Consider the following 11,009-nt stretch of genomic DNA (forward strand, 5'->3'; position numbering starts at 1 on the left):
TTACATATGCTGTATTTACAAATTTCATGTAATACATTCATTTTTAACATCTATTATTTTGAAGATTACTACTAAAGGAAAGCAAATTCGTCCTCATTTCAATTGGTATACCGAATCATAGACAAATTATTATGACGTACACTCTGTAAATCCTTCTTCAGTTTCAAAGGATTTACAATGTTGTACACTAACATATTCTATAAGATTTTCATTAAATCCTTTGCTTATAAAAACTTCATTTTTCAGACAAAAAAGTGCAAATATTGTCCATTTGCACTAAAAAACATTCCACCTATTAACGTTAATGACGTAGCTACTTTTAATCCCGGTAAATATTATGCTTCTGAGTACACTTTCACTCTTTCATCCCTCGGCTTCCAGAAAGTAAGTGCCATTCCTACAAATATAAGGATAATCCCCACTACTTGCATACTAGTCGGTCTAAATCCGGTAAAGACTGTATCTAATAGTATTGCAACCGCAGGATCTAAAAACACTAATACCGAAATTAATCTCGTCGATAAATCTCTTAGACTGTCAAAAAATAAATAATATACAAATCCCGTATGTATAAGACCTGTCGCTGTGATCATCATCCAGTTCATCTCTGTTAATCCTTGAAACTTCCCGAAGTCTACGAATGGTAGCAATAAAAATATACCTAAAAATGTTTGTAAAAATGTCATCGCATATGCGCTCGTATACCGAATTCCTTTTCCTAATAAAGTGGTAAAAGCATAAAATACAGCTGCAAGAAGTGCCCATACCATTCCAGACGACATAAGTTTTTCGAGCGATAGACTTCCATCTACTCCAGCTACTAAAACTGTACCAATAAAACAAATGACAATGGACATGACCGCAAACACTGTAAGTCTCTCTTTAAATACAATACTACCAATCATTAATACGATAATGGGTGCAAGATGATACACAGAAATCGCAATTGTAATCGACATGACTTCAAACGCTTTAAATAAAAATACCCAGTTAAAAACGAGAAATACACCACAAGCTAATATTTGTATGGTTTCTTTTTTGTTCCATTTCTCACTTTTGTATTGCCCTGTTACGAACCAACATAATGCTAAAAATAAAGTCGCACAAATACAACGAACAAATACTAATTCAAAAGACGGTAAACCAGTTTGTACAGAAAAAAATCCAATCGATCCGAAAATAGACATCGAAAGAATCATTTTTATAGCTGGCATTGATTTTGAATGAAACAAAATATTAACCTCCTAAATATTTAACTGAACATTCCATATATTATACACTATAATTTTCCAATACTCGAATACTCCATAATAAAAAGAAGCAGTACACTACTGCTTCTTCTGTTTTTCATATTGTTCAAACGTATGAATTCTTTCAAAAATTGGCGGATGTGTGTATAAGAAAAATTTCACTAACGCAGGCGGATTCACTTGGCTTAAACTTGTTTTTGATAAATATTGAAAAGTTTTTACACCAGATTTCCCATCTTTCGTCATATCTAAAGCGTATTGATCTGCCGCTCGTTCTTCTATACGTGAAACATAGTTTGTTGCTGGCTGTGATGCAAAAGATAATAACGAGGAAATTAAGAAAAACAAAGGTAAAATTGAAAAACATGCCACTTTTGAAATTTGCAGCGTATCTCCCCATTTTCGAATACACATATTTAAAATACGACTAATTACATACATACCTACAAACGATAACAAGACATAGCTCGCAACGCCCCAATATATATGTTTCATTACGTAATGTCCCATTTCATGAGCCATTATAAATAAAATCTCTTTATCTTTTAATTGCTTAAGCGTTGTATCCCACATTACAATACGCGAGTTAAGACCAATTCCTGTTACATATGCATTTAACGAATTCGTTTTTTTCGACATATTTACTTCATATACATGTTTAGCAGGAATGTCAGCTTTGTCTGCCATCGCTAAAATTTTCGTTTCTAACTCTTTATTTTTCAGCGTCGAGAAATCGTTATACAGTGGATCAATAATAACAGGTTGCACAAACGTTAAAAAAATCGTAAACGGAACAGAGAGTGCCCATCCTGCTAGCCACCATCTCTTCGGGAATTTACGGATGAGCCATAATAAAACCGTAACAATGAGGAACATAGTCGCATAGTTCACCCAAAAATCGATGACGTGATCTTTAATCCAGCTTTGTGTACTTTGCGTTGAAATGCCGTAATCAACGGACACTTTACGGCCGATCCATTGCATCGGTAATGCTAGTACCGTTGTGAGTAATGATAAATAAAAGAAATAAATCGCAACTTGTAAGACATTTATTTTGGTCGTTTCCTTCGACCATTTCTCAAACTTTTTTGAAATACCGAGCACGAGTACAAATAATAAAATGATCCATTCAAGAGGCGTCGCTAAAAAGAACAGTAAATTTTTCACGCGCGAATAATCTTGGCTTAGCGTAAGCTCTTTCGCATTCATAAAAGTTTCTGGATCTGCACTCGTACCTTTATACATCTCCGGAATGAGTTCATGATTCCATCCAAATAAATACCAATATATAAATAACGCAAACCCAACGTACAAAAAAAGCGACCACCCAATAACTTTCCTCACGTTATTCCCTCCTCTATGCTGCCTGTCTATTATTATTGTAAGTTCATACTTTCAAAATTAGAACAAGCTAATCGTGAGAATTGTTCTAGCCCGTTCAATTTACATAAAAAAAACTCTTCTATTACAAGAAGAGTTTCACCTATTTTTAGACACTTTCCTCGGTTCATAATCCGGGATAAGAAAAGCACTTACAAACCAACATATTAGACCAGCGCCTTTTACATATTTTATATATTCATAGTCTTGGAAAAATAGCGTCGTTATAATAATCGTAAAAAAACCTACTAAAACAAGTATATACCCTATTTGTTTCTTCGATAACATAGATACTCTCCCCTTAAGGCAGTACATCTATTAACAAACTGAAATCTTGTACAGAAAAAGAACTATATTTCATAATACCTTGTACAGCTAAAAGTAAAACAAGACCAATCACACACATATAGTTCACACTTTCGTCACTCTTTTTTTCAGTAACCATGCCACCACTTATACATAAAACCCCTAATAAATGGAGCGCTAAATACATGAAAAAGTAGGCTTCCTCCCAGCGGAGAATAACATTTACTGTCGTTATTAGCACTATGCTAAGTAAAATCAAATAAAAAAACTTATTTGATGATATCGTTTCATTCATATAATTTTATACATCCCTTTCAAATTTCGAATTAATGATGTTTCAAAGCTATAAAGTAAATGATTGTTTTCATACTATAAAACAAAAGGAAAGCCACTATTACTTTCACGAATATTTTATGAACCCACATATACTTCTCTTCATTTTTTCTGAAGATGCGCTTCATCATTTCTTCTACAATTAGACCAAATATTAGTAAAACCCCTAATACAATAAGAAGAGAAATAATATTTTCTTTTAAATGAGTACTAGAAAATAAGTAATACTCTGGAAACACAATCGTATCTACTACAGGTTGAAGCCAATGGCAAACGTTTCTATCACACATATCTGTAATAGACGTAGAATCTATAATGTCTTTCAATATTTTTTCAATCGTCTTCTTCATCTCATTTATCTCCCACTACATCTGCAAAACTCTTTACCTGCTCTGCATATATAACTGGCACTTCTTTACTCCAGTATTTGCGGTTCACAAATAAAAAAATGAGTACTAAATTTAATCCTGTTATAAAAATAATAAGTCCTGGAAAGAATGTCGTATAGTTTGAGAAATCTGCAAAACTCATGATCTTTTCTCTACTTACTAGGAAAGATGCACAGAGTACAAATGTATTGTTTAACATGTGTATCGCAATTGGCATGAGTAAGCTTTTCGTACGAATATATACAATTGATAGTACGACGCTAAACACAACTGCGCCAAGGAAATCAACATGTAAGCAAGCAAATAAAAGTGCTACAACGACCATCGCTATACCAGTTCCCCATTTTGCTGCAAAACGTTGAAGTAAAAATCCTCGAAACACAAATTCTCCGATAATAGGCGCGATAAATACAACCATAATAAATTGATATACATATCCCCCGGTACTATCTATAATCGGTTCATGCAAGGCATTCATAATAAAATCTGGTGTAATCCATGCAAAGCTGTACATGTACAAAATAAGATAGCCGTAACTAAACATACAAAGCATAATCGCGATGTACAAAACTTGCACCAAGTTAAATGTTTCATTTTTATTAACAAATAATGAAAATGAAACACGGTGCTTTCTATACTCATAAAAAATCCATGCAATCGGAAGGATATAAAATATAAGTATATTTATAAAAGAAGAATTTTGTATATGAAATGTACTTTCTAACAATTCCCCGCTACTTCTCGCTACTAAAATTAATAGTGCAAATACAATTAAAAAATATCTAGCTCGCATCATTTGAAACGGATTCACACTCATCTCCTCCCCTATGTTACTTTTATCATATCATTTGATTCTTAATTTTTTGTGAAAGAAAACCTTAAATTTTCCTTAAAAATTCCATATGTTACAAAAAGATGATATGATATTCGAGGAAATTAAGGGGGGTTCTTATGTATCAAGCAAATATATTACTCATCGATGATGAAACAGCAATTTTACAACTACTAACTACCATTCTTGAAAAAGAAGGTTTTTCTCATATTACAACTGCTACATCAGCTGAATTAGCTTTATCTCTCACCGAAAAAAACAATTACGATTTAATTATTTTAGATGTCATGCTTCCTGGACAATCTGGTTTTGATATTTGTCCGATTATTCGCCAACAAACAGATTGTCCGATTTTCTTCCTATCAGCGAAGGCATCTGATTTAGATAAAATATCTGGATTTTCATACGGTGCAGATGATTATATTACGAAGCCATTTAATCCATTAGAAGTCGTAGCTCGTATGAAAGCACAACTTCGAAGACATATGAAACAAACAGTACCACACGAACAAAACGCACACTCCATTTCATTTGGGAGATTTGAAATTGATCAACATTCTGCGGAACTAACAGTAGATGGGAACGTTGTCGAATGTTCCGCTCAACTGTTTCAACTACTACTCTTCTTTTGCGAGAATCCGAACTACGTATTTTCGAAAGAAGAAATATACGAAAAAGTTTGGGGAGCACCAGCCTATAATGGCGATGACAATACTGTTATGGTTCACATTCGAAAACTACGTGAAAAAATTGAACAAAATCCAAGTAATCCATTGTACATCAAAACGGTTCGTGGACTTGGCTATAAGTTCGTTACAAAGTAGGGTGACGATATGAATTTTAATAAACGACTTATAATCCAGTTTATCTTACAACACGTTTTTGTCTTAGTTACGTTACTTATCGCAGTAGTTGCTTCTTTTTCTTATTTAATTTTTCTTCTTAATAGTACTTTATATGAACCTAATATTTCTGATTATGATACCTTTACAATCTCCGAATATATTTCTTCCGAAGGAAATAATATTACTTTAAATTCTAAGGTGAAAGATTTAATAACAGAAAAGAGTGATTGGCTTCAAATTGTAGATGAAGATGGAAAGGCCCTTTACAACTTTAATACACCTAACGATGTTCCGACTTCTTACACGAAGATATCCTTACTTACATATTTACAAAATAGTAGCGAAAATCTTTATAAGCTTAACTATTGGGAAATTAAATTAGAAAAGAAACCAGTGCTCGTTATTTACGGTGCCAAACTAAAAAGTAATGCATTACTAAAAACGATACAACAAGGACATCTTTCTTTATCATTAAATGAATTTGCATTAACTGAACAAGAAAAACAATTAATTTCTAAAGAAAAAGCAACACTGCAAGTATTTAATAACAATGGCGAAGAAGTTTTTTCCTATCCAACTGGGAAGAAAAAAACATTTTCGGCTATAAAAACGGCTCTTAATGAAAAAGAACCGTGGAATTATAAAGAAAATACGTCTAGTTTTTACGATTCAAATAGCGGTCATCTCGTCGTTGTATCCGCCCCAAACGTTCATTATTATCCAGATGATGTATTAGATGATGTATTTACCAAGAAACTTCTAATCGGATGTAGCTTAATCCTCCTTATTGTGTTTGTTTATTTAGTCATTCTTTCAATTTGGTATGGAAATAAGTTTGGAAAGCCTCTATTACACACGATGCGCTGGCTTAAAAACATAGCTGGTGGAAAATATGAAGAGCCTGTTAGTAAAAAAGGCAAACCTGTTCGGTTCCGGCGCTCCGGTAAAGAAAAATGGTCGTTCCGCATATTTAAAGATGTTACAAACTCACTAGAGCACCTTTCTATTACTTTGAAAAAGAACGATGCAATGAGAAAAGTTTTGCAACAAACACGTGAAGAGTGGATTACCGGCCTGACGCATGATCTAAAAACACCGCTTAGCTCTATATACGGCTATGCATTATTACTAGAATCGAAGCAATATAATTGGACTGATCAAGACATTCAACAATTTGGCCATGTAATGAAAGAAAAATCTCAATATATGACTACATTAATTGACGACTTAAGCTTAACATATCAATTAAAAAATGATACTCTTCCTGCACAACACGTAAATGTTGAAATTAATCAGTTCGTCCAAAAAGTATTATTACAATTTATTAATAACCCGACACTACAAAATCAAAACATTGAATTCGTGCCAAGTTCAAGCAAAATCCAATATTTTATTGAAGAAAAATGGTTCCAACGTATTATCGAAAACTTATTAGCAAACGCTGTAAAACATAATAATGAAACAACAAACGTAATCGTAAAACTTTCGCAAAATACAAATTCATTTACACTATCTATTTCAGATGATGGAAAAGGTATGGACGATAAAACGAAGGGGCTTCTATTCGAGCGATATTACAGAGGAACGAATACAGAAGAAAGCAACATTGGAACTGGCCTTGGCCTCGCCATTACAAAACAGCTCGTTCATGCCCATAACGGAACGATTTCCATTGATAGTGAGCTTGGACAAGGAACGACGATTATTATTGTGTTTCCGTTTAGTTCGTAGAAAAGACGCTGTAGGGCGTCTTTTTTCGAGGAATTTTTTCGATGAATGAAATTATGAAGTGGTTTTTCTTAGTAGTTCTACGATACATGAAATTATATCGGCGATTTTTTCATTATATCAGCGCAACTCAAGATATATCAGCGATTTTCTCATTATATCGGCGCAACTCAAGATATATCAGCGATTTTCAAGATATATCGATTTACCGACAAAAATCGTCAAATGTAGCAACCTATATGATAAAAAAGCGAACCTCTCCGGTTCGCTTTTCCTCTTATTATTTCTTCTTCACCGGTATCCAAAGCTCAACTTGAGCGAACTCACTCTTATCTGCATGGCAACGCTCATCGTATAGTTCAAACTCTGTAACTCCGCAATGTTCATATCCTGAATGCGGGAACCATTCTGAGAATACTGCATTCCACGTTTGGTGAATAGACGATACCATTTCTTCATGAGGAACTTTTGGCGTTGTAAATACTGCATACGTTGCGGATGGGAATGTACGCTTTGCAATTGCATTTGGTACATTGTCAAAGTCTGTAACTTCCATTCCGATAATATAAGTGAAGTCCCCTGTTTCTAAATTAAAATCTGTACACAATCCAAGCTCTACCCATTGGCTCGTATCTTTACGATTTGGAATTGTCGTTCCAAGATCCTTTTGTAAATACTCCTGCCAGAAGACCGGGATATCTTGATGATTTTTCCCCTCTTTACTTGTCGTCTTCAGCTCATAACCCGCCATTAAAAATTCTGGTTTATTTACAATACGATATTCCATTTGTATGCCCCCTAAATATGGATTTAATTTTCTTTGTTTTACATTCACTCTATAATACATCGGTGTTTCAATTTCTTGTTTTCGATATTCACTTGGTGTCATTTGAAATAATTTTTTAAAGGCTCTCGTGAACGTCTCGTGAGATTGAAAGCCATGCTCAAATGCGACATCAATAATTTTTTCATCGGTATGAGAAAGTTGATAAGCTGCCCGGGCTAACCTCCTCTTCCGAACATACTCCATTACTGTATCGCCTACTAACGCCTGAAATACACGATGAAAATGCGATTCAGAAAAACATGCAATGCGAGCTAAATTACGTAGCGTTTGCTTTTCCATTACATCTTCTTCAATATAATCAATTGCCCTTTGAATTTGAGTTTCATAGCTTTCCAACTCTGTTCACCCGCCTTATATGTATTATGATAAAAGAGAACGCAAACCAATTCTTGACGTTTTTTACTATAATTCCATAAAAAAATGTAACTTTTTTATATGTATTTCGTTGTTATGTATGAAGGGAGGGAAATGTAGTGAAACAAAGTCAATCATTAGAAGACATTTACTCAGAGCACATGCATGATTTATTTCGCTATCTTCTCTCCCTAACCGGAGATCCCCACTGTGCTGAAGATCTCATGCAAGAAACTTTTTACCGAATGCTCGTCCATATTGACTATTATAAAGGAGAAGAAATTAGGCCTTGGTTATTTACAATTGCCTACAACGCCTTTATCGATTGGTACCGAAAAGAAAAGAAGTATAAAACAACGCAAATTGAAGAATTCCATTTACCAAACGTGCCAAGTACAGAGCACTCTTATTTCGTAAAACATGAAATTACTAGTTGGTTACAAAGTATATCCTCACTTCCGCTAGAAAGACGAAATGTGTTGCTACTACGAGATTACTACGGATTCTCCTATAAGGAAATAGCAGAAATGACTAACCTCTCGTTAGCAAAAGTAAAAATTGAATTACACCGAGGACGAAAAGAAGCAAAAATCATAAAGGAGTGATGCAGATGGGCTGTGCAGAGTTTAAAAAACTGTGGGAGAAATATGAAGACGAAACACTCACACATGACGAACAAGAAAAATTAGAAAGTCATATTGAGACATGCAAAGAGTGTGAAGTGCATTTGGATGAATTATTAACAAAAACAGAACCCGTTAAGAAAAAGTTACCGCCAAAAGATCTTAAAGTTCCTTTTTGGAGGATTAAATGGAAACATCGTTTGCAGATGTTTGGTTTTATACTATCAATTTGCATCATTATATATATGATCGGCGGAGTATTATCTGCCTTTTATTTTCAAGCTAATAATGATAAAAGGCTAGAAGAAATAAGAGAGGTTCCCTCCCTTGTACTTGAAGCAACTATCCCAAATAGCCGCGTTACGGGGGGCGGAACAAGTGTAGAAGCTTTCTTCCGTACGCACAGCCACTTTAATTTAGTGAAAACGGTTGGTAAAAAAGAAATGCCACTCGGTACATTAGAAACAAAGAGCTTCCTATCATCTTTAGATGTCACAAACAAATCTTGGATGAATACATTTTATCAGCCAAAACTTTTCTTTGTTCATCCAAAAACAGAGCAGGGTGATTATTTAAAGGAATCTTCCAAAAAAGTATGGGATACACTTGCAAAAGTACATGAGGGAACAGTTGCCGAAGTTGCAATTTCTTTTGACAAACCTTACACTTTACAAGAATTAGAGCCACTTTTATATAGTGTATTTGAAGCACAAGAACTCCCTCCAACTCCTGCATGGTACGCTTTAGATACGGGCCAAGAAAAAACAACTGCAGGAAATTTCATCCTAACTGGTGGGGAAGCTATAGGGTTTCCAGAACATGTAAGATTCCTTAATAGTGAAACAGACACGCAGAAAACGCAAGAAGACAAAGTAATTGAAATGATGCGTATTCTTTCTACACATAAAAAAACTGTAAGTACAGTTGCTATGCTTCCTGAAAGCGAACTAAATTTAGATAAACGTTATACATATGTAAAAGATAACGGCGTAAAAGTATACGGCATTGTCATTACTGGCCCGTCAAAAGAATTATTAAAATTACAAAACTCGCCTCACATACGTTATGCGACTCTTGGAGATATTGAGGTTTGGAATTGGTTTGATTGATACTGAAAAAGAAGTAGCACATTAAAAAATGATGTGCTACTTCTTTTTTCGTTTACTACTCACTAAAAACAGTAACTTTCGAAATCTTAATAATGATAAAAGATTAGAAAAAACTAACTACTATTTCCTGTGCATCCCTTTTAATAATGCCCTAAACAATGTAACAATTTTATATTTCACTAACAGAATCCGTGAATAAAGCGTGAAACACGTTAACTTCCCCCATACGTAAACATTCCGTTTCTATATCAGGAATTGCAGTTCTAGCAACCTCTCGTTCTACTCTTATAAACCCTTTTGTGTTCATTAGTTTTTCAAATTCACAAATGGTATCCATTTCTACATCGGTTGTTTCAAAAGTCCATTCTCTTAACTCTTCATCATATGTTGTTTTTAATACGTAGTAATAATAATATTTATTAAGTAAGCTAACAAAAACCCCTAAATCAAGACGCTCGCCTCTTGATTTACGTATCCAATCAATATCATCATTTAACATCGGTTCTTTTCCATTTAATAACACGTTATACTCTAAACAATTGTATAGGTTTAAATCTGTATAGTCTGAAACATGATAATCGCAAAATGTTGACTCGATTAAGGACAAAACTTCCTTTTGAAAGCTTTTGTTTTCTATAAATGTTTCTTTTAGCTCTATAAATCGTTTATGCTCTTTAGATTCCTCGTACAATTCTTCTTCTTTCGCAATATTTTTTGGAAAGAATTTGTAAACTGTTTCTTTTAAATCATTCATCATTTCAGGTTCCGCCGTTTTAAACATTCTGTAAATCCCCCTATGTTAAAAAGAATTCTCGCCGCGATAAAGAATCATACCCCAAATATGTTATTAATTAACAAATAAATTATATTAAAATAAGCAATGTGATTCAATTCTGTTTTTTAAATTTTTTTCTGTTATAATGGCTGATTCCGAACATTTGGTTTATCATAATATGAAAATCACAACAAAAAACGACAAAAACCTTTGAATTACCTTAAATGATAGAAAAATC

12 protein-coding genes are annotated in these 11,009 nt (G+C 33.8%); 4 read left to right on the forward strand and 8 right to left on the reverse strand.

What is annotated here, in order from left to right; all coding sequences use genetic code 11:
• Positions 1-335: 335 nt before the first annotated feature.
• The 6 genes from V7038_RS19595 to V7038_RS19620 all read right to left on the reverse strand — a co-directional run bounded on the left by V7038_RS19595 (position 336) and on the right by V7038_RS19620 (position 4,469).
• Entirely contained in the window at positions 336-1,232 is an 897-nt protein-coding gene (locus tag V7038_RS19595) for an EamA family transporter (RefSeq protein ID WP_199659788.1), read from the reverse strand.
• Between the two features lie 96 nt (positions 1,233-1,328).
• Positions 1,329-2,594, reverse strand: a complete 1,266-nt coding sequence (locus V7038_RS19600) for a M48 family metallopeptidase (protein ID WP_199659787.1) — start codon at positions 2,592-2,594, stop codon at positions 1,329-1,331.
• A gap of 135 nt (positions 2,595-2,729) precedes the next feature.
• Positions 2,730-2,918 carry a hypothetical protein gene (locus V7038_RS19605; protein ID WP_199659786.1) on the reverse strand — a complete coding sequence of 63 codons (189 nt, stop codon included), beginning with the start codon at positions 2,916-2,918 and terminating at the stop codon, positions 2,730-2,732.
• 13 nt (positions 2,919-2,931) lie between these two features.
• Positions 2,932-3,231: a DUF2101 family protein gene (locus tag V7038_RS19610; RefSeq protein ID WP_002201425.1), complete on the reverse strand. Its 300-nt coding sequence runs from the start codon at positions 3,229-3,231 to the stop codon at positions 2,932-2,934.
• Between the two features lie 31 nt (positions 3,232-3,262).
• Positions 3,263-3,619: a hypothetical protein gene (locus V7038_RS19615; RefSeq protein WP_002011228.1), complete on the reverse strand. Its 357-nt coding sequence runs from the start codon at positions 3,617-3,619 to the stop codon at positions 3,263-3,265.
• A gap of 1 nt (position 3,620) precedes the next feature.
• Complete coding sequence (locus tag V7038_RS19620; protein WP_199659785.1) at positions 3,621-4,469, reverse strand: CPBP family intramembrane glutamic endopeptidase; 849 nt, start codon at positions 4,467-4,469, stop codon at positions 3,621-3,623.
• A 140-nt stretch (positions 4,470-4,609) separates the two neighbouring features.
• Between V7038_RS19620 and V7038_RS19625 the strand changes: the two genes are divergently transcribed.
• Positions 4,610-5,314 carry a response regulator transcription factor gene (locus V7038_RS19625; protein WP_002158935.1) on the forward strand — a complete coding sequence of 235 codons (705 nt, stop codon included), beginning with the start codon at positions 4,610-4,612 and terminating at the stop codon, positions 5,312-5,314.
• A 9-nt stretch (positions 5,315-5,323) separates the two neighbouring features.
• Positions 5,324-7,066 carry an ATP-binding response regulator gene (locus tag V7038_RS19630; protein ID WP_335695522.1) on the forward strand — a complete coding sequence of 581 codons (1,743 nt, stop codon included), beginning with the start codon at positions 5,324-5,326 and terminating at the stop codon, positions 7,064-7,066.
• Between the two features lie 277 nt (positions 7,067-7,343).
• Here the strand turns inward: V7038_RS19630 and V7038_RS19635 are convergent, their stop codons facing one another.
• Positions 7,344-8,246 carry an AraC family transcriptional regulator gene (locus V7038_RS19635; RefSeq protein WP_002158937.1) on the reverse strand — a complete coding sequence of 301 codons (903 nt, stop codon included), beginning with the start codon at positions 8,244-8,246 and terminating at the stop codon, positions 7,344-7,346.
• A gap of 137 nt (positions 8,247-8,383) precedes the next feature.
• On the opposite strand from V7038_RS19635, the gene V7038_RS19640 reads away from it, so the two are divergent.
• Positions 8,384-8,869, forward strand: a complete 486-nt coding sequence (locus V7038_RS19640; RefSeq protein ID WP_002202832.1) for an RNA polymerase sigma factor — start codon at positions 8,384-8,386, stop codon at positions 8,867-8,869.
• 5 nt (positions 8,870-8,874) lie between these two features.
• Positions 8,875-9,996 (forward strand): anti-sigma factor, encoded by a 1,122-nt coding sequence (locus V7038_RS19645; RefSeq protein ID WP_335695523.1) that lies wholly within the window; start codon positions 8,875-8,877, stop codon positions 9,994-9,996.
• A 169-nt stretch (positions 9,997-10,165) separates the two neighbouring features.
• Here V7038_RS19645 and V7038_RS19650 read toward each other — a convergent pair whose 3' ends face one another.
• On the reverse strand, positions 10,166-10,777 hold the full coding sequence (locus V7038_RS19650; RefSeq protein WP_002202834.1) for a hypothetical protein: 612 nt from the start codon (positions 10,775-10,777) through the stop codon (positions 10,166-10,168).
• Positions 10,778-11,009 lie beyond the last annotated feature (232 nt).

The organism is Bacillus sp. JJ783 (genome assembly GCF_036963225.1).
In the GTDB taxonomy this organism is placed as follows: domain Bacteria; phylum Bacillota; class Bacilli; order Bacillales; family Bacillaceae_G; genus Bacillus_A; species Bacillus_A cereus_U.

Excerpts from the sequence above, each read along its gene's own strand:
- V7038_RS19605 (WP_199659786.1), bottom strand. The coding sequence starts at position 2,918 with ATGTTATCGAAGAAACAAATAGGGTATATACTTGTTTTAGTAGGTTTT.
- V7038_RS19610 (WP_002201425.1), bottom strand. The coding sequence starts at position 3,231 with ATGAATGAAACGATATCATCAAATAAGTTTTTTTATTTGATTTTACTT.
- V7038_RS19615 (WP_002011228.1), bottom strand. The coding sequence starts at position 3,619 with ATGAAGAAGACGATTGAAAAAATATTGAAAGACATTATAGATTCTACG.
- V7038_RS19625 (WP_002158935.1), top strand. The coding sequence starts at position 4,610 with ATGTATCAAGCAAATATATTACTCATCGATGATGAAACAGCAATTTTA.
- V7038_RS19630 (WP_335695522.1), top strand. The coding sequence starts at position 5,324 with ATGAATTTTAATAAACGACTTATAATCCAGTTTATCTTACAACACGTT.
- V7038_RS19645 (WP_335695523.1), top strand. The coding sequence starts at position 8,875 with ATGGGCTGTGCAGAGTTTAAAAAACTGTGGGAGAAATATGAAGACGAA.
- V7038_RS19650 (WP_002202834.1), bottom strand. The coding sequence starts at position 10,777 with ATGTTTAAAACGGCGGAACCTGAAATGATGAATGATTTAAAAGAAACA.